The 24,797-nt window shown below is 40.4% G+C and carries 17 protein-coding genes, 1 tRNA gene and 2 pseudogenes; 15 read left to right on the top strand and 5 right to left on the bottom strand.

All coding sequences use genetic code 11. The features are described 5' to 3' along the window. Positions 1-103 precede the first annotated feature (103 nt). From FTU79_RS05470 to FTU79_RS05460, 3 genes and pseudogenes are all read left to right on the top strand, one after another. Positions 104-1,603, top strand: a complete 1,500-nt coding sequence (locus FTU79_RS05470; RefSeq protein WP_180007461.1) for a sodium:proton antiporter — start codon at positions 104-106, stop codon at positions 1,601-1,603. Between the two features lie 122 nt (positions 1,604-1,725). Beyond that, positions 1,726-2,158 (top strand): annotated as a pseudogene (locus FTU79_RS16530) (transposase); the annotation flags it as partial. Positions 2,159-2,490: 332 nt separating this feature from the next. After that, a complete protein-coding gene (locus tag FTU79_RS05460; RefSeq protein ID WP_180011029.1) occupies positions 2,491-2,808 on the top strand; it encodes an MGMT family protein in 318 nt (105 codons plus the stop codon). A gap of 109 nt (positions 2,809-2,917) precedes the next feature. Here FTU79_RS05460 and FTU79_RS05455 read toward each other — a convergent pair whose 3' ends face one another. Further along, positions 2,918-3,358, bottom strand: coding sequence for a universal stress protein (locus tag FTU79_RS05455; protein ID WP_078189919.1), 441 nt, complete (start codon positions 3,356-3,358; stop codon positions 2,918-2,920). 291 nt (positions 3,359-3,649) lie between these two features. Beyond that, positions 3,650-4,066 carry a hypothetical protein gene (locus FTU79_RS05450; RefSeq protein WP_180026471.1) on the bottom strand — a complete coding sequence of 139 codons (417 nt, stop codon included), beginning with the start codon at positions 4,064-4,066 and terminating at the stop codon, positions 3,650-3,652. A gap of 167 nt (positions 4,067-4,233) precedes the next feature. Here FTU79_RS05450 and FTU79_RS05445 point away from each other — a divergent pair. Continuing rightward, positions 4,234-4,310 (top strand) — tRNA-Met (locus tag FTU79_RS05445). Positions 4,311-4,576: 266 nt separating this feature from the next. Here FTU79_RS05445 and FTU79_RS05440 read toward each other — a convergent pair. After that, a complete protein-coding gene (locus FTU79_RS05440) occupies positions 4,577-6,202 on the bottom strand; it encodes an NAD+ synthase (RefSeq protein ID WP_180026470.1) in 1,626 nt (541 codons plus the stop codon). 375 nt (positions 6,203-6,577) lie between these two features. Next, positions 6,578-7,090, bottom strand: a complete 513-nt coding sequence (locus tag FTU79_RS05435; protein ID WP_180049135.1) for a hypothetical protein — start codon at positions 7,088-7,090, stop codon at positions 6,578-6,580. Positions 7,091-7,120: 30 nt separating this feature from the next. On the opposite strand from FTU79_RS05435, the gene FTU79_RS05430 reads away from it, so the two are divergent. The 5 genes and pseudogenes from FTU79_RS05430 (at position 7,121) to FTU79_RS05410 (ending at position 13,889) form a co-directional block, all read left to right on the top strand. Next, on the top strand, positions 7,121-8,758 hold the full coding sequence (locus FTU79_RS05430; protein ID WP_373685647.1) for an AAA family ATPase: 1,638 nt from the start codon (positions 7,121-7,123) through the stop codon (positions 8,756-8,758). Continuing rightward, entirely contained in the window at positions 8,746-10,185 is a 1,440-nt protein-coding gene (locus FTU79_RS05425; RefSeq protein ID WP_180049133.1) for a VWA domain-containing protein, read from the top strand. Before FTU79_RS05430 ends, FTU79_RS05425 begins: the two co-directional genes overlap by 13 nt. Positions 10,186-10,422: 237 nt before the next feature. Next, positions 10,423-11,372, top strand: a pseudogene (locus FTU79_RS05420) (metal-dependent hydrolase). 12 nt (positions 11,373-11,384) lie between these two features. After that, the gene (locus FTU79_RS05415; protein ID WP_180049131.1) at positions 11,385-12,251 is read left to right on the top strand and encodes an SDR family NAD(P)-dependent oxidoreductase; all 867 of its coding nucleotides are present in this window, start codon (positions 11,385-11,387) and stop codon (positions 12,249-12,251) included. Positions 12,252-12,437: 186 nt separating this feature from the next. Continuing rightward, on the top strand, positions 12,438-13,889 hold the full coding sequence (locus FTU79_RS05410) for a flavin-containing monooxygenase (RefSeq protein ID WP_373685646.1): 1,452 nt from the start codon (positions 12,438-12,440) through the stop codon (positions 13,887-13,889). A gap of 333 nt (positions 13,890-14,222) precedes the next feature. On the opposite strand, the gene gltA is transcribed toward FTU79_RS05410, so the two are convergent. Continuing rightward, on the bottom strand, positions 14,223-15,500 hold the full coding sequence (gene gltA, locus FTU79_RS05405; protein WP_180049128.1) for a citrate synthase: 1,278 nt from the start codon (positions 15,498-15,500) through the stop codon (positions 14,223-14,225). A 1,027-nt stretch (positions 15,501-16,527) separates the two neighbouring features. Here gltA and sdhC point away from each other — a divergent pair. From sdhC to odhB, 6 genes are all read left to right on the top strand, one after another. After that, positions 16,528-16,926, top strand: a complete 399-nt coding sequence (gene sdhC / locus FTU79_RS05400; RefSeq protein ID WP_078189908.1) for a succinate dehydrogenase, cytochrome b556 subunit — start codon at positions 16,528-16,530, stop codon at positions 16,924-16,926. Next, the gene (sdhD, locus tag FTU79_RS05395; protein ID WP_078189907.1) at positions 16,926-17,291 is read left to right on the top strand and encodes a succinate dehydrogenase, hydrophobic membrane anchor protein; all 366 of its coding nucleotides are present in this window, start codon (positions 16,926-16,928) and stop codon (positions 17,289-17,291) included. Before sdhC ends, sdhD begins: the two co-directional genes overlap by 1 nt. Positions 17,292-17,303: 12 nt before the next feature. Next, positions 17,304-19,202: an FAD-binding protein gene (locus tag FTU79_RS05390; RefSeq protein WP_180049126.1), complete on the top strand. Its 1,899-nt coding sequence runs from the start codon at positions 17,304-17,306 to the stop codon at positions 19,200-19,202. A gap of 14 nt (positions 19,203-19,216) precedes the next feature. Continuing rightward, positions 19,217-19,924, top strand: a complete 708-nt coding sequence (locus FTU79_RS05385; protein ID WP_078189905.1) for a succinate dehydrogenase iron-sulfur subunit — start codon at positions 19,217-19,219, stop codon at positions 19,922-19,924. Positions 19,925-20,719: 795 nt separating this feature from the next. After that, positions 20,720-23,542, top strand: coding sequence for a 2-oxoglutarate dehydrogenase E1 component (locus FTU79_RS05380; protein WP_180049151.1), 2,823 nt, complete (start codon positions 20,720-20,722; stop codon positions 23,540-23,542). Between the two features lie 16 nt (positions 23,543-23,558). Then, on the top strand, positions 23,559-24,776 hold the full coding sequence (gene odhB / locus FTU79_RS05375; RefSeq protein ID WP_078192990.1) for a 2-oxoglutarate dehydrogenase complex dihydrolipoyllysine-residue succinyltransferase: 1,218 nt from the start codon (positions 23,559-23,561) through the stop codon (positions 24,774-24,776). Positions 24,777-24,797: the final 21 nt, after the last annotated feature.

The raw sequence follows: 24,797 nt of genomic DNA, 5'->3' as shown, positions 1-24,797 counted from the left end.
TCGTTAAAATATTTTATTTTTAAATACCAAATAATTTAGTATTTATTTTTAAAATACCTATATCTCACTCTGTAGGCGACACAGCACCAAAATTGGGAACGAAATGGGAAATTATTTTTTTCTACAGGTTTTTACCGTTATTTTTGCACTTTCGATTGCAACCACCATTTTTAATAAACGTATCTTGGCTTTTCCACAAGCCATAGGTGTTCCCATTGTTTCTGCAATTTTTGTCTTTATTTTGCAATGGGGTGCGAGTTTACTCAATGGCAATCAATTTGTGACGATTAATTTGCACAATATTGAAGAGGCAGTTCGTCATATCGACTTTTATGACTTTTTAATTAATGGCGTGATTTGTTTTATTTTGACCTCTTCAGCCTTGAAATTTAAAGTTTCAGATTTACGTTTACATTGGAAGCCGATCAGTATTTTGGCCAGTATTGCCTTGGTGCTTTGTGCGGTGTTTTTTGGTGTTGCTTTATATGGTTATCAGTTCTTAATTGGTCATCATGTTGATTTATTGGTGTTGTTATTATTAGGCGCTGCTTTAGGTGCGACTGACCCAATTGGGGTTAAAGGTGTATTAAGTTCTGTACGTGCCCCACATCATTTGATGGTGAAATTAGAAGGCGAATCGCTCTTTAATGATGCCATGTGTATTGCTGTGTTTATGACTTTACTCAATGTTTTGCAAGGTGAACATTTTACCGTCATTGGTACGCTTGAAACACTGTTATATGAAATTGTTGTTGCAGTCATTATTGGTTGGGCATTTGGTTTAGGGATTTTACGTTTACTCCGCGGTAAACATGAAATGGAGTCCTTGATTTTAACCACAGCATTATTGGCAAGTGGTTCATATCTAGTCGCTTTATTCGCACATGCATCTGCACCAATTGCATGTGTTATTGGTGGTCTGATCGTTGGGAATAAATGGAAAGAAATCCTCCAAGACCGAGAAATCAGGGAAGTGAACCATTTCTGGCATACCGTGGAAGGAATCATCAATTCCTTCTTATTTACCCTGATCGGTCTCGAGTTATTTATCTTAGATTTAAGTATCAGCTTAATTTTAGGCGGTATGGTGGCGTTTATCATTTTGCATGCATCGCGCTTTGCAGCAAACTATTTATCTTTTGCATTCTTCCCAAGTTTCCGCAAAAAAAGCTATAACGGTAGTCTTGCGATTTTATCCTGGGGTGGGGTTCGTGGCGGTATTTCATTGGCCTTAATCCTTGCTGTTGCCAATATTCCTGAACTCAGTGAATACAGCAGTATTTTGATTGGATATACATTTATTGCAGTCTTAATGTCGGGCCTCGTGTGTGGCCTAGGTTTACCCGCTGTGATGAATGCTTTTTATTACAACCCGAATGAAGAAACCAAAGGTTTCAAAGGTTGGTATCAAAGAATGTGCCATAAAATGAATAAAAAGGGTTTCCAATATATCGTGGGCGAAGATATACATGGTAATGAAACCATCACGGTATATAACCCAGAAGCATTAATAGATACCAAAGCGGATGATGGTGTTGCTGCTGTACATAATCCAGAGAAAGTGCAAGAAGTTCGTCGATTAGAAAATCCCGAAAACTTCTAAATTGCTTTGTTCGATTTAAAAAAAGGAAATGCTTGAGCATTTCCTTTTTTTATTTCTAGCTGTGTTCCATCATGAAACAGCAAAATGTGGGAAATTATGACTGGTCATTCAGCAGGAGATAAAAACATATTGATATTGCGATTAGCTATCAAAAAAGTTCTGATGGACTACATCTACTTGTTGACTCTATAGGTTTGAAGTTATTAGCTGAAGGTGAATCGAAACCTAATAAACATCAGTCTGAAGGTCGACGACAATGGCGTAAACTTCGTATTGGTATAGATGCTGAAAACATTGCAAACATGGACAATTCAGCTCATGACAACAATGTCAGCAGTTCATAAGTACTAGAAAACTTACTTGCATAAATTTCACCTAGTGAGCCAATGAATTCTAGCTATACCGATGGCGCATATGACACAAAATGCTGTAGGCATATCATTTCAGATTTATAAGCACTCTAGTCATTCCTCAAAGAAAAAATGCGAAACCATGAAAAGACAAAAAACTGTGGCTTTGGGAAGAAATGAATTCTTAAAGACAGTCCGACGTGTAAGGTGTGCCGTCATGAAGCTTTTAGTCACATCATGATAAAGTTTATTTGAAGTTCTGCTTTAAATGACGCTGTCTTTTTGCATAAGAAATACGATATCTCGCCATGTTTTTAATTGCATAAATGCGCTCTCTACCAAGGGGCGATATTTATACAAATGGTTGTCATAGCCCAAATGTGTCGATAAAGTTGAATTACTCACTTTGAAAAATACCGATGTGACTTTACTAGATCTAATCGATCACAACCAATTACTGTACTAATCTGTCAAAATTAAGTATTAATCAAAGAGAACCTTCGGGTTCTCTTTTTTATGCGGCTCAAAGGAGATCAGATGAAGCAGAGTGATGAATTGGCAACGCAAATTTTGTCGGTCATTCAATTGATACCGCAGGCGAAGATTGCCACTTACGGACAAATTGCCAAATTAGCGGGTTTACCGAAACATGCACGACTGGTTGGCTATGTACTAAAGCATCTAGATACAACATCAACGATCCCATGGCATCGGGTGGTGAATGCTCAGGGAAAAATCAGCACGCAGCGTTGCAATGAAAAAGGTGAAAATATCCAGCAATTGAAATTGGCAGCTGAAAATGTCTTTGTGGTGAATGGACGCATCTCATTGAAACAATATCAATGGTTACCCTAAAAAATCCTTGCCTTAAACATAGAATTATAATTTTATAATTGATGAAGTAGTCAATAAAAAGCCCTCTAGGATCAGAAGGCTTTTTATTTCACGCTATAAATCTAATGGCTTATTTGCGTACAACCAAAACAGGAATGTCTGAAGCACCTAGTACGCTTTGAGCTACGCTGCCCAAGAAGAATTTTTTGATCCCTGTACGGCCATGTGAACCAATAATAATCAAGTCCGCATGTGTTTCTTCTGCAGCTTTAACCAGTTCAGTATGCACCACTTGACCTTCAAGTAAGCGAGTTTCAACAGTGACACCTTCAGTTGAAAATTTCGCTTTTGCTTCTTCAAGTGTATTTAAAATCGATGCACGAGCACGTTCAATTAAATCATTGGTTTGCGCTGCTGAAATATACTCTGCAGCAATATATGGATCGAGCGTCAGTACTTGAACCACAGTAATTTTACTGCCAAAAGTTTTTGCAAACTCGACAGCTTTAGCCACCGCAGCATAAGAAGTTTCTGAACCGTCCACTGGAACTAAAATATTATTTAAAGCCATCTTATTTCTCCTTATCTGATCAATTGAATTTGGATGGAAAAACCTGAAAAAAAGCGCTATTACATTGATCATAGTTTCATCATACGCTTTTTTATTTTGGAATAAAACCAAGTAAATTCATAAGGATATTGTGAATTTTGTAATAAAAATATTGCAAAAATATGGACTTGTCTTCACCATGCTTAGCGATAGCAAAAATGCTCAATAATGTAAGCAGCTATGTCTAGATTGTAAGACAATTTGGTGCTGAAAAATTGAGCCTAGATAATTCATCCAACAGCAGACATATTTTCAATCACACCGTTTCTCTTGCTCTGTCAGGGTAATATGCAACGCTTGTTGCTCAAGCAAGCTTAATTTATGCAAAGTATCTTCAGGAAAGATCTGTTTCTGTAGGCGTTGAATCTGTTGAGCTGATAAATACTGATTGGCACAATACATTGCAGCTTCATTGGCGCGAGCAACACTGACTAATTTCTCCTGATCATTGAAGTCGAGACGAATGATAGGCTGCTGTGCTCGGCTAAGTTGAGCCATGCTGCGCTTTTGTTGCATGCTCAGTAAAGGCTGTTTATTAATCCAAGTCGCCACATCACGTCGCACACCATTATAGTCAACAAAAATAGGTGAGACGATTTGGCAGCCCGTTAAGGTCATGACGGCAAGGCTGAGGGTCAGACAGGCTTTTTTTATCGAATTGAATTGCATGATAAAACTCTAATTTTTAATCAAAAAATATAGTAAATAGGGCTAAAAATAGCATAATTTGCTTAAATAGTAACATCTTGAACTTTGCTTGTTTAAACTCTGAACAATTGCAAACAAAAATGCTTGACGATAATGTGTGAAATCTAGATAATGCCACCACAGTTTACGGCTATGTAGCTCAGTTGGTTAGAGCACCGCACTCATAATGCGGGGGTCACAAGTTCAAGTCTCGTCATAGCCACCATTTTTATAGACCAAGCTCTCAGCTTGGTCTCTTTTTTTGTGCCTAGAAAAAGTCAAATAGATTGAAATAATTACAGCACTAATAAAATGATCTGTTCACGATGTTAATGTAGAAATAAAAGAGAACTCAAATCTTTGATGTTATGAATTGATGTCCTAACTTTTGAAATACACATCTCAATTACTTTTTATATTTACTGCTGTGTTTTTTGCGCCTATAAAAAAGCCCAGTTATAGAACTGGGCTTTTTTGATTTGAATTGAGTAATTAGATACCCGGTTTCCAACCATTCACGATTGGGTAGCGTCGTTCACGGCTAAATGCACGTGAGCTAATACGTGGACCGATCGCGCCTTGGCGACGTTTGTATTCGTTTAGATCAACCAAACGGATGACTTTTTTCACGACTTCAGCATCAAAACCTTTGGCAATGATGTCATCTTGGCTCATGTCTTCTTCGATATACGCATATAAGATGGCATCCAATACTTCGTATTCAGGTAATGAGTCTTGGTCTTTCTGATCTGGACGAAGTTCCGCAGAAGGTGGACGAGTAATTACACGTTCAGGGATCACTGGTGTTTCTGAAATGCTGTTACGGTATTTTGCTAGTTCAAATACAATCGTTTTATAAACGTCTTTAAGAACTGCAAAGCCACCGACCATGTCACCGTACAATGTACAGTAACCAACAGACAATTCAGACTTGTTCCCTGTAGAAAGTACAAGATTACCGAACTTGTTCGATAAGGCCATTAGCAACGTACCACGAGAACGCGCTTGTAGGTTTTCTTCAGTCGCATCAGTCGGTGCATCGCCAAAGAAAGGGAATAAGGTTTGCATAAAGCCATTCACAATTGGATTGATTTCGGCAATACCAAAAGTTACGCCCATATTCTTGGCTTGTTCAGCAGCATCTTCAACGCTGATTTGCGCGGTATAGGTATATGGCATCATGACCGCTTGAACTTTATCGGCGCCAATCGCATCGGCAGCAATCGCTAAAGTTAATGCTGAGTCAATACCACCAGATAGACCTAAAATCACGCCAGGGAAGCCTGAACGTTGTACGTAGTCACGGGTTGCGATTACAAGGCTTTGGTAGATTTCAGCCATGGTATTTAATACAGGCGTGATTGCACCTGTTTTAAAGGCTTTTTGTTCAGCATCGTATTCTGCGATATATAGATCTTCAACAAAACTTGGTGCTTGCAACGCAACTTCACCTGAATTGTTCATCACAAAGCTTGTGCCATCAAAGACAAGGTCGTCTTGACCGCCCACTTGGTTGCAGTAAACCAGATTGATGTTCAATTGTTTGGTCAATGCAGTCATGGTTTCAATGCGATGCTGTGGTTTACCAACTTCATAAGGTGAAGCATTCAACACCAAAGCGGTTTCAACATTTAACTGAGCAAGCTGTTGAACAGTTGGTAATGCCCAAACATCTTCGCAAATCAACACACCAAACTTATGACCTAAATATTCAAAGACAAGGTGTTGATGACCCTCACTGAAATAACGTCTTTCATCAAAAACGCTATAGTTTGGAAGATTTTGTTTATTGTAAATCCCGAGAACTTGACCATTTTTCATGACAGCAGCAGAGTTATAGCGCTGACCATCTTCAGTTTGATTCACAAAACCAAAGACTAAAACGATGTCCTTAATGCTCGCTAATTGTTCAAAAGCTTGCTGTGTACGTTTATTTAAACTTGGACGTAATAATAAATCTTCAGCAGGATAACCAACTGTAGAAAGTTCCGGAAAAACAATAATATCTGCATTCTGTTCTTTTGCAGCATTGGCTTGTTGAAGCATTTTTGCTGCGTTTGATTCTAGGTTACCAATATGCGGAGAGAACTGAGCAAGTGCAATTTTAAAACTATTCATTCCAACTAAATCCTATTCCTATAGGTGAATACACTTAACACACTGATTTGTATTATTGTGATTATTCAGCGAGTGTATTTAGATACGAAAAATACTGCCGAAAGGCGAAAACAAAACACCATCATCGTATGATAATTCACTTGTTTTGATGCAAAGCAAAAAAATAAGGTGAGCCTATTTTATCTGAATTTAAGCGAGATACTAGAGGTATTCATAGCTTTTAAAAGCCTAGCTGAGCTTATGTGCCATAAAGTAAATATTAATGCTGTTTTTTTGTACTCAAAATAGCGTCAATGGTCGAGCACTAGTGTGAAATAGAATGATCAGGCGATATTCAATTTTATCTAAAAATATTCGCTACAGAGCATGGAAGCTTTATAGCTCAATTTGATGAACAAGTTCTGGATATAAAATAATATTTTTAATTCGCTTTAAATAGATGTCACGTGCAATGTCACCTTGTTGCTCAATGTTGTAGTCAAAAAATGCCTTGTGTGCTTTGAGGGTATAGCGGTATGGATTATATTTTTTAAAACTGAAGAAATACGCCATCTGCAAAATAGCACCCCGACCCAAAACATTGATCTGTTGCTGGTATTGATAAACATGGGCCATTTCATGAATAAACAGGGCACGATATCCTAAAGACGCTTTGGCATAGTCCGCTTTAAACAGTAAATTTCGTGCATGGATATACCCCTGAGGCGCCATGACCACATGCGCTGATTGCCAAGGCAAAAAAGGGTGATTCATCACTTTCACTTGCTCATATTGAATCAAATCACCAAACACACTGCGACACATGGATATTTCACCTGCCGTGAGGGATCGATATTTAAAACCTTCAAGTTTTAATAGTCGAATGAGTGTGTGAAAAAAGGGCAACATGATGAAAGGTGTCTAAATCTCTAAAGGGATGTGCAGTTTAACTATAACCTGAAAAAAAGATATCGCACTGTTGCGCTGTATTTAAAAAGCGATATTTTTGCATCTGCTACAGCGAAAAATCGGTTAGGGCGTTACAATTTAGTTTTCGGTCAAACAGATAGTCAGATGCAAGCACGGATCAATACTTTAATTTCTGAAATCAGCAAAAATATGTATGAACGTGAGCAGATTATTGCTTTGAGTTTGTTGGCTGGTGTTGCGGGTATGAATACCTTTTTATATGGTTTGCCCGGCACTGCAAAAAGTTTGATTTCACGTCGAATCGCCTCTGCTTTTGAGGTCCATGACTATTTTGAATATTTGATGAATCGTTTCAGTACGCCTGAAGAAATTTTTGGACCGGTATCGATCAAAGCCTTAAAAGAAGATCAATACATTCGTAAAACAGAACATTATTTACCACGGGCAGATTTTGCATTTTTAGATGAAATTTGGAAAGCCAGCCCTGCGATTTTAAATACTTTACTGACCTTGGTGAATGAGCGGAGTTTTAAAAATGGTGACATTGTCCAAAAAGTTCCATTGAATGTTTTGGTCAGTGCATCGAATGAAATTCCCGAACCGAATCAAGGTTTGGATGCCTTATATGATCGTTTTATTTTGCGTTTAGAAGTGCTGCCGATTGCCGTTGCAGAAAACTTTCATGCACTATTACAGGCCAAGCCGAGTCAAGTCAGTGTTGAAGTCGATGCAACCTTAAAAATAAAAAAAGCGGAGCTACAAGGTTGGCGGGAACAGATTTATCAGGTGGAATTACCTGATTCGATTTTAAATCTGTTTGATCAACTTAAAACTCGACTCAACCATAACTTTGAAGATCACGTGGTCTATGTCTCTGACCGTCGTTGGCAACGTGTGGCTTATTTAGTCAAAGCCTGTGCATTTTTAAATGATCGTCCATCAGTGATTTTGAGTGATTTATTAATTTTAAAACATTGCTTGTGGAATCAGCCCGAAGACATTGCCTTTGTTTCACAGCAGATAGATGAAGTATTGGCCGAAAATGGCTTAAATTACGGGTTGCAGTTTGAACAGCATGTGGCAGAGAAGGATGCACTTGAACAGCGGGTGCTCAATCATTTTTATTATACTGATGATGTGTATGAGAGTTATTTAATTCATGGCACTGACTACTTGCGTGCAGTGACCAATCTAGATCGACACTATAAAGATAAAGTGTTGTATCTCGAACTAGATAAAATGGATACGAAAAAGGACTTCTTTGCCTTAGATGATACCGGTGAAGAAGTGCGTGGCATCGTATGTAATTTTAATGGTTCAAGAGTGTGTACGTTAAAAGGTGGCTATTACGGCTTAGAAGAAGTGGTGACGCCGTATATAAAACATACCAAAGGTAGTCCACGCAGCTCTCTTTCAGCACAAAGCCAATATGAGCTGTTACACGAAGTTCAACAGCTCAAAGCACAGTTTCAAACAGAATTGGAACTGTTAACGGAACGATTTAACAGTCAAAAACATCAGTTTAAATCGGTCTTTGTCACTGAACAGGATATTGAACATTTGATTCAATCTATTGAGCAGCAATTGGCACGATATCAGTTGCAGTTGCAAGATTGTGAGCGTCTGGAACAGTTATGTCGCAATTAAAACCGACAAGACACCAAACCCAATCGGCACTCGATGAATTAAGTTCGCAGCTTTATGATGAATTAAAACAATCCAGCTTAAAACATTGGTTGGATGATCATAAAGTGGCAAAAAAGCTCGATCAAAAAATTCAGGAATGGGCCTTTCAGGCAAAATCGAGTTTAGATCAGCAGCATCCCTATGCAGTGGTGCAGCAGCAATTGGAACATTGGCTTGCGTTAAAGCATTGGGAGCAGGGTGATTTTGTTCAATTCCACACTGAATATGCCGCCTTTATGCAAACCTTGGGGATTCCAGAATTCACTGAAATGTGGCAACAGAGCCAACAGTCGTTGCTGACCGAGCAGCAGCGTCAATTACACATTGAGCTATTCAAAGGTAAATGGCAGCGCAAATTGACCGAAGCCATTGCACATTGGGAGTTTGAACAGCTCCGTTTACAACGCGATGCCTTTTTAGATGAAATCAAAGATTTTCTCGCGACATTGTCGAAAATGGTCAAGCACCATGACAGTGTCGGGTTTGAAACAGGGATTTTTCTGGACTATTCCAAAGGGCAATTAACTGAGCATGATGTACAGAACTTTGAGCAATGGGCGAATTATCTCGAGCAAGATCGGGCGCTTAAACGTTTATGTCAAATGATCGGAAGCGCACAGCCGAATATACCACGTAAGCGGATTTCTGCTCAGTTAGAACAAGAGCCACAGCAGCTTATTCACACCCCGATGGCGCAAGAGGAAATTACTGGAATTAAATTGGCACAAGAACTCAGTATGGCTTTACCTAGTGAGTTGGCGCTGTTAGCCGATCCAGACTTGCAAGTTTTATTTGATTTGAAATATTTAGAATCTAATCTGATGAGTTTTAATCGAGAAGGGCAGCAACAGGGAAGGGTGATCGAAGACCCACGCCATACGCAGCGTCGAGTCGGACAAAAAGGCCCGATGATTGTCTGCTTAGATACCAGTGGCTCAATGAATGGGCAACCTGAACTGATTTCCAAAGCGATTTGTCTATATTTATCGATTCGAGCGCTAAAAGAAAAGCGAGCGATGTATTTGGTAAATTTCTCGACCAATTTAACCGCGCTGAATTTACAACATAATAGTGCTTTGGATGATGTCATTCACTTTTTAGGGCAGTCATTTCATGGGGGAACAGATATTATCCCTGCGATGAATCATGCCGTGGACATGCTGAAACAACCGAATTTTGTACATGCCGATGTGGTGGTGATTTCCGACTTTATAATGGGTCAACTGACTGAAGAACTCATGCAAGAGATCACACATTTGAAGCAGCAGGGCAATGGATTCTATGCTGTGGCTATCGGTAATTTTAAACTGGATCATTTAGACGAAAGCCTGTTTGATCATCAATGGGTCTATCAATCTGCGACTGGTGAAATGCAAAAAATCCAATAATCGTCCCTCACAAAAAATACGCCATGACCTTTAATGACAAGCTTTTGAGCCATGCAGCATTGATGTTTTAAAGATTGTCTGACAAAGAAAATATTTGAGCATTTTTGCAAATCGAGAGGTCGGTTTTGCTAATGGTCTAGTGATCTATCTCACTTAATTTGATCCTCAATCTATGTGTTTTTCCTTCAATCGACATGAAGTCAATGAAGGGGAAACACCCAAATTGAGAGCAAAATCATGAGCGCTTTTCAACCGATAAAAAAAACTTTAGCACGCGTATTTGCAGGCCCTGTCTTTAACCCAACAAAACAGTCTGCCGTTGTTCCTATTCGTCATATGAAATTTGATTTCGAACCAGAAAAAATTGATCCAAAATTTTATATGAATGCAGAATTGGCCAGTGCCTATTTTGCGTCATTGTCTATTTTCTTAACCCGTGGCGAAGATTTGGTGATTGATACTGCTCGATATCATCGCGACTTTATTCAAGATCCTGTATTAAGACAACGTGTCACGTCGTTGATTGGGCAAGAGGCCATTCATTCACGTATGCATGAAGAAATGAATGAAGCATATCGCGCAAGAAATCTGCCTGTGCAATTTTTTAGAAAGTTAGAACACTACGTCTTTGCCTATGGTTTTGAACGTATGCCACAGCCAATGCTTTAATGGCAGCAATTGAGCATTTCACCGCAGTGCTTGCGGAATACATGATGAATCATGAAGAAATCTTTTTTAATTCAATAGATGAAAAGCAGCGCGCTATTTGGATGTGGCATATGTTGGAAGAGTCTGAACACAAAGACATTGCCTATGATGTTTATCAAGAATTATCAGGTAATTATGCTTTACGTATTGCTGGCTTTTTCCCTGCATTAATTACCATTTTGGGTTTGATTTCAATTGGTGCATCGATTGTCCCTTTCTACAGAAAGCCATCGAACTTGATTAGCCTAAGTTACTGGAAGGATGTTCCGCGCAGTTTTCAACTGATTTTCGGTTTAAAAGATGGTGTTTATGGCAGCAGCCTCGGGCATATTTTTGACTATCTACGACCAAGTTTTCACCCGAATGACCATGACACTTCTGCATTTCTTGAATATTACAAAAAGCGCCTGCTGAACCCTGTTGATGGTGTGTTGACACCATATTTTGTCAAAGAATTTACACCAGCATTAAAACGATAAAAGGACAAAACCATGGGTCTATTTGGAAAAAAGAACAAGCCAAGTGAAAACGCCTATGCGGTGGTCACCGGTGCAGGCAGTGGTATTGGACGAAGCTTTGCTTTGGAGTTGGCACGTCGTGGTGGGACAGTGGTCTGTGCCGATATTCATTTAGAGGCAGCGCAAGAAACGGTGGATCAAATTCAATCCATGACCTCATCAAACGCATATGCAGTGCAGTGTGATGTAGGTAAAGCTGAAGAAGTTAAAGCACTGTCACAGCAAGCTGAGCAGTTGATGGGACATGCTGTGACCTTGGTGATCAACAATGCAGGCGTCGGGCTGGGTGGTAAATTTGATGAACTGAGTTTAGACGACTGGCAGTGGTGTATGCATGTCAATTTGTGGGGTGTGGTACATGGCTGCCATTATTTTGTACCCAAGCTAAAACAAAATAAGCAAGGCGGCGCGATTATTAATGTTGCTTCTGCGGCGGCATATACTGCTGCACCAGAAATGACAGCATATAACGTGACGAAGTCGAGTGTGCTGGCATTGTCTGAAACTTTATCGGCAGAGCTGCGATCGGCAAATATCCGTGTGAATGTACTGTGCCCAACCTTGGTGCCGACCAATATTATGAAAAATGGACGCTTGCCCAATCGATATTCAGGCTTGGCCGATCAATTGCTGATGAATCATGCATTTACGACGAGCCATGATGTAGCCAATTTGACATTGAATAATTTAGATGCAGGGAAGTTGTATACCATTCCGCAACCTGATGCCAAATTGTTTTGGTGGTTAAAGCGTTTATCCCCGCAAACCTATACCCGTTTATTGGGGGTGGGTTATCCCTTATTTAACAACTATATTAAAAAGTCGGGAGCAAAAGCATGAATATGCCGACACAATTACATGACGAAGATATAAAAGCATTAGATCAAGAGAAAACTCAAACTAAAAAAGGCAACAACGCAAACTAATGCACGTCGTACTGTAACGTCTTCTGCCAAAGCAAAAAAAGCAGTACAAGATCAATCAGAGTCAGAGCCTAGCCTAGAAAAACCAAGCGTAGAAAATCAAGTGCGTGTCTACGATACCATTGTGATTGGTGCGGGGATATCAGGTTTAGCTGCTGCTCATCAAATGAATGAACGGGGTTATACCGATTATGTGGTTTTAGAAAAAGCCAATCGCGTGGGAGGAACATGGCGCGACAACACCTATCCAGGTTGTGGATGTGATGTCCCTTCGGCTTTATATTCTTTTTCATTTGCACCGAGTCATAAATGGAGTCATTTATTTGCCAAGCAACCTGAGATTCTGAACTATTTAGAAGGTGTTGCGGAGCAGCATGCGCTGTATCGCAACATTCAGTTCAATTGTGAATTAATTGCAGCGGAATGGAATGAGCAATTAAAGCAATGGCAATTGGAGACCAGTAAAGGTAAGTATGCGGCAAGAACAGTGATCTTTTCCACTGGGCCGATTACTGAACCGCAAATTCCAAAAATTAAAGGTATTGAAAGCTTTGAAGGTGAAATGTTCCATTCTGCGCGATGGAACCATGCCTATGACTTAAAAGATAAACGTATTGCGGTGATTGGTACGGGGGCATCTGCGATTCAGTTTATTCCTCAGATTCAACCTATTGCCAAAAATGTGGTGGTGTTTCAACGGACCGCACCATGGGTATTGCCAAAAGCAGATTTGCCACTGAATGACCGTGCGAAAGGCATCATTACCCGCTTTCCAACTGTACAAGAAACTTGGCGCAAAAGTGTGGCCGGTATATTAAATGGTATTAATTTAGGGCTGCGTAATCCTTCACTACTAGAGCCTGTGAATTATTTGGGTCGTCAGTTGTTGAAAACACAAATTCAAGATGCTGAATTACGTGAAAAAGTTACACCAAACTTTTCTATTGGTTGTAAGCGTCTTTTATTTGCCAATAACTATTATCCTGCTTTGCAGCAAGCCAATGTCGAACTTGTACCACATGGTTTAGTTGAAATAGAAGGTAATACTGTTATTGCTGCGAATGGTGAACGTCATGAAGTCGATGTCATTATTTGGGGCACAGGTTTTGAAGTTTCTCATCCGCCGATTGGGCAGCGTGTAAAAAATGCCAAAGGGGAGTTATTGTCAGAACTTTGGAAAAACAGTTCTCCTGAAGCGTTTTTGGGTACCAGTATCGCGCAAGTACCTAATGCCTTCTTGGTGCTTGGGCCAAATATTTTGGTTTATGACTCATTTATTGGGATTGCAGAAGCACAGGTTGGGTATATCGTTGATGCTTTGGTAAAAATGAAACAAGAGAAGATACAACGGCTTGAAATTAAGCCAAATGTATTGGCCTATCACAATGCAAAAGTACAGACGCATTTACAGACTACGGTCTTTAATAGTGGCGGTTGTAAGAGTTATTACTTAGATGCCAATGGGCGCAATTTTGCAGCTTGGCCGTGGTCACTGAAACAGTTAAAGCAGCGTCTTAAACAGGTGGACTTGGCAAACTATGAGACTGTTGCCTAGAGAATATTGCTTAATAAAAGTTACTTAACTTAATAAGCTAAAATAAAGCATCATCAATATTTAAACCTTTTGTTTACAGCCTAATTTCTACGTGGAATTAGGCTTTTTTATGACGATATCTGATGAAGCAGTGTGAGATTTTCTAGAAAATGGCGATTTAAAATACATTCAGCAATAAACAGCATACTTTATAACTTGTGAGGCATCGTTTTATCTAATGATTGAGCAGGAAAATTCAGTCAGATGGGTCTGTTTTAAAGTGCAAAATATATCTAGCTGCATAAAAAAACCGCCCCAAAGGGACGGTTTTTAGATTCGCACAATTCTTTCGAATTAACGACCTTGGATATCGCGTTGAGTTTCGCCAGTGTAAAGCTGACGAGGACGACCGATTTTGTAAGGTGCGCTGTGCATTTCTAACCAGTGGCTGATCCAACCAACAGTACGTGCAAGAGCGAAGATTACAGTAAACATTTCTGTTGGGATACCAATCGCTTTAAGGATGATACCTGAGTAGAAGTCTACGTTAGGGTATAGGTTACGTTTGATGAAGTATTCGTCAGAAAGCGCAATACGTTCAAGTTCCATAGCCAAAGCAAGTTGTGGATCGTTGATACCAAGTGCAGTTAACACTTCGTCACAAGTCTCTTTCATTACTTTCGCACGTGGATCGAAGTTTTTGTAAACTCGGTGACCGAAGCCCATAAGTTTAACTTCTTTAGTTTTCACTTTTTCCATGAACGGAGCAACGTTTTCTACAGCGCCGATTTCATCAAGCATCTTAAGAACAGCTTCGTTCGCGCCGCCATGAGCAGGTCCCCATAGAGCCGCGATACCCGCAGCGATACATGCGTATGGGTTAGCGCCAGTAGAACCAGCAAGACGTACTGTAGAAGTAGACGCGTTTTGTTCGTGGTCAGCATGAAGCGTGAAGATACGGTCCATTGCTTTAGCAAGAATAGGGTCAACTTTGTAATCACGGTCTGCAGGAGTAGCAAACATCATGTACAAGAAGTTTTCTGCGTAGCTTAAGTCGTTACGTGGGTAAACGAATGGTTGGCCTACAGTATATTTGTAAGTCCAAGCAGCTAAAGTAGGAACTTTAGCGATTAAGCGAATAGCAGTGATTTCGCGGTGGTCAATGTTTTCAACATCGAAACCGTTGTGATAGAACGCAGAAAGCGCACCAACAACACCACACATGATCGCCATAGGGTGAGCGTCACGACGGAAACCATTGAAGAAACGGCCAACTTGATCGTGAACCATAGTGTGGTTACGAACTTTAGCATCGAATTCTTGTTTTTGTTCAGCAGTAGGAAGCTCGCCGTTCAAAAGAAGGTAGCAAGTTTCTAAGTAGTCTGCTTTAGTAGCAAGCTGGTCGATTGGGTAACCACGGTGTAGAAGAACACCTTTACCGCCGTCAATGAAAGTGATTTTAGATTCACAAGCAGCCGTTGAGACAAAACCAGGATCAAAAGTAAAGTGACCTGCGGCCAACACATCTTTAACGTCAATTACATCTGGGCCTAGAGTGCCACTGTAAATTGGTAAGTCAATTTCTTTGCCATCAAGCTGTAAAACGGCTTTTTTGCCAGTTGCTTCAGACATTCAATAGATCTCCTGTCCTGGTGAATGTTTTATCTGACTCAGTACTAATCTTTTAATGCGAGAATCAGACGGATCAAAAATTTGCTCTAAGATTAGAGGGAACTGAAATTTTGTCAATTATACTTATGGATATAAATTGAGGATCATTGATTGAAATGAAGCACAATTCATCCGCTTAAAAAATGAGTAAAATCACAGTGCCGACGCAGTATAATAAGTCAAATTGCAGGGGAGGTGCAGATTAAAAAAAGCCTATTGCCTTAATTGTAAGCAATTTTTAATTCTTAAAAACTCTGAAACAAATATGAATTACAAGACCGCTATTTCATTAAATTATTATAATTTTCGTAACTTACACACATCTGTGGCTCTAAATTGCTGTTTTCTTATTCATAATTAAAACGACTTAATCGCCCTTAAAAAAAAGTTCGTTTGGTTAAAAAATAGTTAATTAAACGCCTTAAACAGCCTAATAAATGATCATTTTTGTCATTGGAATGGGAAATAATGGTGTTTTATTGAACGGATTTGCTGTTGCTGAGATTTTTATGCACAGACTAAGTACTTATTTCGTTTCATGATCTTTGAGTTTTATCATTTGAGAAAATGATGCACATTTATTTTTATGATTAAGGCTTGGCGAATGTGCTGGAAGATTTTAAAATGTAGTGGGAAAAGAAAGATTTAGATTTGTTCATCTTTAGTCTAAAAGTTTAAATCACCATATACACACAAAAACAATAAATGAAATTTACATTTAACTGATTAAAACCAACAAGATAGTCTGATTTTCTTAGATAAATAAGGTATTTGTTTTTAGAAAAGTTATTGTTAATGATTCTTATTTAAGGATATTTTGCAAAATTCCTAATTGTCTTCGTTTGTGTTTTGAAAGTTCACGTTTTATAATTCCCTGTCGTTTATAAGATCAGACAGCTGCAGAGTTTATTATATTGTAATGTCTGACTATGCTAGCTTTCCTACGAATTAATTCCAACAAACTCCGGATGGAGTTTTTACTTACAGGATGCCCGCTGTGAAAAGCAACAGACCTGTCAATTTGTCCATGGGTCAAGTTTTAGAAGTAAACTTAAAATCCCCTGTGGCTATTGCATCAATTTTACACCGTCTATCAGGTGTTATCGTATTTTTACTCGTACCGGTCCTTCTTTGGATTTTAGACAAATCTCTATCTTCACCTGAAGGTTTTGCGCAAGTTCAGGCTGTGTTTGACAGCTTTATTGTGCGTTTTGTCGTATGGGTATTTGTAGCCGGCTTAATTTATCACCTTATCGGTGGTATCAAGCATCTATTTGCAGATCTTGGCGTTGCTGAAGAACTTCAAAGTGGTCGTATCGCAGCTACTATTTCATTGATCTTGTCTGCAATCGGTATTGTTGCAGCATTTGTATGGATTGTTCTCTAATGAAAAGTGCTACAGGTTTAACAGGATCAGGTTCACGCGATTGGTTTATCCAACGTGTAAGTGCCGTTGTATTGGCTGTTTATACTATTGTTGTACTGGGCTGGATCCTTTGCAATAGCGGATTCACTTTTGAGCAATGGTATGGCTTTATGATGACAACACCAATGAAGATTTTATCTTTATTGTCTGTCTTATCTCTTGTTGCGCATGCTTGGATTGGTATGTGGCAAGTATTCACTGACTATGTGACTACTCGTCAAATGGGTCCTTCAGCAAACGGTCTGCGTTTAGTGCTGACTTCTGCAGTGATTGTTGCAGTATTTGCATACGCGATCTGGGCGATCCAGATTTTTTGGGCAAATTGATAGGAAGATATCATGGGCGCTATAACCCCTAAAGAAGATTACACAAATATTCCACACCAAACTTTCGATGCAGTCATCGTTGGTGGTGGTGGTTCAGGTATGCGTGCTTCTTACCAACTTGCTCAAGCTGGTTTGAAAGTTGCTGTACTGACTAAAGTATTCCCAACTCGTTCACACACTGTTGCAGCGCAGGGTGGTATTGGTGCATCTCTTGGTAACATGCAAGAAGATAACTGGCACTACCACTTCTACGACACAGTTAAAGGTTCTGACTGGTTAGGTGACCAAGACGCAATTGAGTTCATGACTCGTGAAGCGCCGCAAGTTGTATATGAACTTGAACACCTAGGTATGCCATTTGATCGTAACGCTGACGGTACAATTTACCAACGTCCGTTTGGTGGTCATGCTGCGAACTATGGTGAAAAACCAGTTCCACGTGCATGTGCTGCTGCCGACCGTACAGGTCACGCACTTCTTCACACGCTTTATCAAAGCAACGTGAAAATGGGTACTCAATTCTTCGTAGAATGGATCGCACTTGATTTGATCCGTAACGAAGAGGGTGATGTGCTTGGTGTGACAGCAATTGACCAAGAAACGGGTAAAATTGCAGTATTCCAAGGTAAAGCAACATTGTTCGCTACTGGTGGTGCTGGTCGTGTTTACCGTGCATCTACTAACGCTTATATCAACACTGGTGACGGTCTTGGTATGGCAGCTCGTGCAGGTATTCCATTACAAGATATGGAATTCTGGCAATTCCACCCAACAGGTGTTGCGGGCGCAGGCGTATTGTTGACAGAAGGTTGTCGTGGTGAAGGTGCGATCCTTCGTAACGATGCTGGTGAGCCGTTCATGGAGCGTTATGCTCCGACACTTAAAGACTTGGCACCTCGTGACTTCGTTTCACGCTCTATGGACCAAGAAATTAAAGAAGGCCGTGGCTGTGGTCCTAAGAAAGACTACATCTTGCTTGATATGACGCATCTTGGTGCTGAAACAATCATGAAACGTCTTCCATCTGTATTCGAGATTGGTAAGAAATTCGCGAACGTTGACATCACTAAAGAGCCAATTCCTGTAGTACCTACAATCCATTACCAAATGGGTGGTATTCCTACAAACATTCATGGTCAAGTGGTTGTTCCTGTTTCTCGTGAAACTGAAGCTTTGGTTGCGAACTACAACAAAGAAACTGATGTGTACTCACACAACGCGGGCGACCGTGATTTCACTAAACCAGTGAAAGGTTTTTATGCAATCGGTGAATGTTCATGTGTATCTGTACATGGTGCAAACCGTCTAGGTACAAACTCATTGCTTGACTTGGTTGTATTTGGTAAAGCTGCTGGTGAACATATTGTTGACTACGTAACTAAACACCACGGTGATGAATACGCTCCATTACCTACAACTGTACTTGAAAACACTTTGAATCGTGTTCGTCATCTTGATGAATCTACTTCTGGTGAAAATGCTCAAGAAGTTGCAGATGCAATCCGTGACATCGTTCAAGACCACGCTGGTGTATTCCGTACATCTGCACTACTTGAAGAAGGTGTGAAACAGATTCTTGCGATCGAACCACGTGTACGCAACATTCATTTGAAAGACAAATCTAAAGTATTTAACACAGCACGTGTTGAAGCTCTAGAAGTTGAAAACTTGTATGAAGTTGCAAAAGCGACATTAATTTCTGCAGCTGCACGTAAAGAATGTCGTGGTGCGCATACAGTGGTAGATTTCGAATTACCACCTGATCATGCTGACTACCCATACGGCCGTCGTGATGATGAGTGGATGAAACACACTTTATGGTTCTCTGTAGATAACCGTCTTGAGTACAAACCAGTACGTTACAAGCCTTTATCTGTAGATGCTATTCCACCTAAACCACGTACATTCTAATTGGGAGAAGTAAGATGAGTAGAGGTACTCGTACATTTAATATCTACCGCTACGATCCTGATAAGGATGCAGCTCCGTACATGCAAACTTTTAAACTAGAGTTGACTGACAAGCACCGTATGTTGCTTGATGCGCTTCTAGCATTAAAAGTACAAGACGAATCATTAACATTCCGTCGTTCATGTCGTGAAGGTATTTGTGGTTCTGATGGTGTAAACATCAATGGTAAAAATGGTTTAGCGTGTCTTTGGAACCTAAACGACTTACCAGAAGTGATTACAATTCGTCCACTTCCAGGTCTTCCAGTTATTAAAGACTTGGTTGTAGATATGAATCAGTTCTACGATCAGTACAACAAAATCCATCCGTTCCTAATCAACAATCAGCCTGCGCCTCCTAAAGAGCGTTTGCAGTCTCCTGAAGAGCGTGAACATTTAGATGGTTTGTACGAATGTATTCTTTGTGCATGTTGTTCAACTTCATGTCCATCATTCTGGTGGAACCCAGACAAGTTCTTGGGTCCTTCAGCATTGTTGAACGCATATCGCTTCATCATTGACTCTCGTGATACAGCAACTCAAGAGCGTTTGGCTCGTCTTGACGACCCATTCTCATTGTTCCGTTGTAAAGGTATCATGAACTGTGTATCTGTATGTCCTAAGGGTCTTAACCCAACTAAAGCAATCGGTCACATCCGTAATATGCTTTTAGATCTTGGTTAATAGATTTAGCAGTAAAAAAAAGCGCACCATTGGGTGCGCTTTTTTTGTCATATATAAAAATGATGATAGTGAAAGTTATTCGCTGTCATTGCAGAGTGCTATAAATGGATTTCATAGAAACGTAGTGAATTAAAAGTATAAAGTGATAGATAAATGGTTATTTATTGATGAAACGCTCGTTCAAGTCTGTCAAAAGGATTAGAAGATGTTATTATGTAACGTAGTAAAAAGAGAGAGGATAGGAATGTCAGCTCTCTTTTGTTTTTGTATATGAGATGAGGTAAAAATCGAACGTAGACTTTTGTCTTAATTGAAAGATCATTTTATATGTAGCACCATATCATAGATGAAAATACAAACAGTGTATTTCGCTAATTTATGAGAGGTATGTGTCAAAAAAATCAATTGAAAATGCTCGAACGTGTTAGCATTTAAAGTATCACTATATGTAAAAAATGACTTTGAATTAGGTACATTTTTTCTACAATTTAAGCGCTGTAGACGGTATATAAATGTTAATAAAGTCGCTTTAGAAAAGATAATGGTGCAAATTTTATTTTTTCTAAGACGATTTGCAAAAATTGCCCGATTTATGTCGGGTATTTCTCAATGAGTAATGATGCCGCTGAGGGCGTTATTGTTCATTAATCACATTGGGTAATCCTAATGTAGTGATAACGCCTCAAGGCTTAAGCCTAATGGGGACTAATGTCATATTACCAATTTGACATTACTAATCATGGGTTCGCTTAAAAAGCATCCTGAAATGTTTTGCAATAGGAAATGGGTCCACAAATGCAAGAAGTTGCTGACGCACTGCGTCTTGACACTGAACTTAGCGCTGACAGTGCAGCGTATATTGAAGAACTTTATGAGCAGTATCTAACGGCTCCAGACTCAGTAGAGGCTGATTGGCGTGAATACTTCGATAAATTCCCGAAAGGTGATCAACCACACAGCAATGTACGTGAGCAATTCCTATTATTAGGCCGTAATTCAAGCCGTGTTCAGCCAGTAGTGCAAAGTGCAGTAAGTTCTGAGCATGAACGCCGTCAAATCGGTGTATTACAGTTGATCGCTGCATACCGTAACCGTGGTCATCAAAACGCAAAATTAGATCCACTAGGTCTTGCAAAACGTGAAATCGTACCTGATCTAGATCTTGCTGCGCACGGTTTAACTCAGTCTGACTTAGACACTGTATTTAATACAGGTAACCTTGCAATCGGTAAATCTGAAGCAACTCTTGGTGAAATGGTTCAAGCAATGGAAGCAACTTATACTGCTTCGATTGGTGTTGAATACATGCACATTGTTGATACCAAAGAAAAACGTTGGATTCAACAACGCCTTGAAGGTACTCGTGGTCAATTCGGCTACACTGCAGACCAAAAGAAACACGTCCTTGAACGTCTAACTGCAGCTGAAGGCCTAGAAAAATACCTTGGTAACAAATTCGTTGGTGCGAAACGTTTCGGTGTTGAAGGTGGTGAATCTTTCATTCCTATGGTGAATGAACTTATTCAACGCGCGGGTTCAGTAGGTTGTAAAGAAGTGGTTATCGGTATGCCTCACCGTGGCCGTTTAAACCTTCTTGTAAACATCATGGGTAAAAACCCAGCTGACCTATTTGGTGAGTTCGAAGGTAAAGCACTTCATAAAAAAGGCTCTGGTGACGTTAAATACCACCAAGGTTTCTCTTCAAACGTTATGACTCCGGGTGGCGAAGTTCACTTGGCATTAGCGTTTAACCCATCACACTTAGAAATCGTTGGACCTGTAGTTGAAGGTTCTGTACGCGCACGTCAAGTACGTCGTAAAGATATCGGTGGTGATGATGTATTACCAATCATCGTTCACGGTGATGCTGCATTTGCAGGTCAAGGTGTAAACCAAGAAACCTTCCAAATGTCACAAACTCGCGGTTATACCGTGGGTGGTACAGTTCATATCGTCGTGAACAACCAAGTTGGTTTCACAACGTCTGACCCACGTGATGCGCGTTCTACAGAATACTGTACTGACATCGCGAAAATGATCCAAGCACCGATCTTCCATGTGAACGGTGATGATCCTGAATCTGTATTATTTGTTTCTCAATTGGCACACGATTTTCGTCATACATTCCGTAAAGACGTTGTAATCGATATGTTCTGCTACCGTCGTCGTGGTCATAACGAAGCCGACGAGCCAGCTGCAACTCAGCCAATGATGTATCAAATCATCAATAAAAAAGCGACTACACGTACGCTTTATGCTGACAAGCTTGTACAAGAAGGTGTTCTTGATCGTGCTTCTGCTGATGCAATGGTTGAACAGTATCGTTCTGACCTTGAAGCAGGTAAACACGTTGCAAATGCGTTGGTACTTGAGCCAAACACAAAAATGTTTGTGGACTGGAAACCTTACTTAGGCCACGAATACACAGATAAATGGGATACCACTTTCCCAATCGAACGTCTAAAAGAGCTTGGTGCGAAAATGCGCGAGCTTCCAGAAGGCTTCGTGATGCAACGTCAGGTTGCTAAAGTGATTGATGACCGTCTGAAAATGCAGACTGGTGAAATGCCATTGAACTGGGGTGCTGCTGAAACATTAGCTTACGCGTCTCTTCTAGATGAAGGTTTCCTTGTTCGTTTAACAGGTGAAGACGTTGGTCGTGGTACATTCTCACACCGTCATGCAAAACTTCATAACCAAGTAGATGGTTCAACTTACATTCCATTATGTAACTTGAAAGAAAACCAACCACGTACAGCTATCTATGACTCATTATTGTCAGAAATGGCGGTTCTTGCATTCGAATACGGTTATGCAACGACTCTTCCGAAGAGCCTTGTCATTTGGGAAGCGCAATTTGGTGACTTCGCAAACTGTGCACAGGTTGTAATCGATCAGTTCATCGCGTCTGGCGAAACTAAGTGGGAACGTGTATGCGGTCTGACTATGCTTCTTCCACATGGCTTTGAAGGTCAAGGTCCTGAGCATTCATCAGCTCGTTTAGAGCGTTTCTTACAGCTATGTGCTGAAGAAAACATGCAAGTGATCACACCGACTACACCAGCGCAGATTTACCATGCGATGCGTCGTCAAGCACTTCGTCCAATCCGTAAACCAATGATCGTGACTTCACCGAAGTCTCTTCTTCGTCACAAACTTGCAACTTCTACATTAGAAGAACTTGCAAATGGTTCATTCCAAACTGTGATCGACGAAATCGACAACATCAACAAGTCAGACGTAACTCGTCTAGTGCTTTGTGGTGGTAAGGTTTACTACGACTTACTTGAAAAACGTCGTGAAAAAGAATTGAACAACACAGCAATCGTTCGTATTGAACAATTGTATCCGTACCCAGAAACACGTCTTGCTGAAGTTCTTGCACAATATCCAAATGTTAAAGAATTGGTTTGGGCTCAAGAAGAACCGAAGAACCAAGGTGCATGGTTATTCATCGCTCCGCGTCTGTATGACGACGTGATGAAAGCGGGCAAACAAGTTCGTATTAGTTATGCAGGTCGTGAAGCTTCTGCTGCACCGGCTTGTGGTTCACCATATTTGCACGCAAAACAACAAGCTCAGCTCGTAAATGATGCTTTAGCTATCGTAGCTGAATAACAGGAGATTCTTAATAATGGCAACCGAAATTAAAGCACCGGTATTCCCAGAGTCAGTTGCTGACGGTACAGTTGCAACTTGGCACAAACAACCAGGTGAAGCAGTATCACGTGACGAAGTGATTTGTGATATTGAAACAGATAAAGTTGTTTTAGAAGTTGTAGCTCCTGCTGACGGTACGATTTCTGCAATTGTTAAAAACGAAGGCGATACAGTTTTATCGAACGAAGTGATTGCGACTTTTGAAGAAGGTGCTGCTTCTGGCGCTGCTCAAACTCAAGCTGTTCAATCAGAAGAGAAAGTAGAACAAGCTGCTGCGCAAACTCAAGCGGGTGCTGCTCCTGTTGTTGAACGTGCTCAACCTGTTGCTGATCAAGCTCCTGCAGTGCGTAAAGCATTGACTGAGTCTGGTATTGCTGCAGCTGACGTTGCTGGCACTGGCCGTGGCGGTCGCATCACTAAAGAAGATGTTGCAAACCACCAAGCTAAACCAGCTGCTCCTGCTGCTGCGCCATTAAGCGTTGCTGTTGGTGAACGTATCGAAAAACGTGTTCCTATGACTCGTCTTCGTAAGCGTGTTGCTGAACGTCTACTTGCTGCAACTCAAGAAACAGCAATGTTGACTACGTTCAACGAAGTAAACATGAAACCAATCATGGAAATGCGTGCACAATACAAAGATGCTTTTGAAAAGCGTCATGGTGCACGTCTTGGCTTCATGTCATTCTTCGTTAAAGCGGCAACTGAAGCACTTAAACGCTACCCAGCTGTAAACGCTTCGATTGATGGCAATGACATCGTTTACCACGGTTTCTACGACATCGGTGTTGCTGTATCAAGCGACCGTGGTCTAGTGGTTCCAGTACTTCGTGATACTGACCGCATGAACTATGCTGAAGTTGAAAACGGTATCCGTGCATACGCTGGTAAAGCGCGTGATGGTAAATTGGGTATCGAAGATATGACTGGCGGTACATTCACTATTACTAATGGTGGTACTTTCGGTTCATTGCTTTCTACACCGATCTTAAATACGCCACAAACTGCGATTTTGGGTATGCATAAAATCCAAGAACGTCCTATGGCTGTAAATGGTCAAGTCGAAATCTTGCCAATGATGTACTTAGCGCTTTCTTATGACCACCGTCTAATCGATGGTAAAGAAGCAGTAGGCTTCCTTGTAACAATCAAAGAATTGTTAGAAGAGCCAGCTAAGCTAATCCTTGATCTTTAATACTTCAGAATAATGCAATGG

Origin of the sequence: Acinetobacter sp. YH12144 (assembly GCF_013418345.1) — a bacterium.
In the GTDB taxonomy this organism is placed as follows: domain Bacteria; phylum Pseudomonadota; class Gammaproteobacteria; order Pseudomonadales; family Moraxellaceae; genus Acinetobacter; species Acinetobacter amyesii.
Note: the sequence above shows the minus strand (reverse complement) of the source record. Positions and strands in the feature narration are given on the sequence as shown.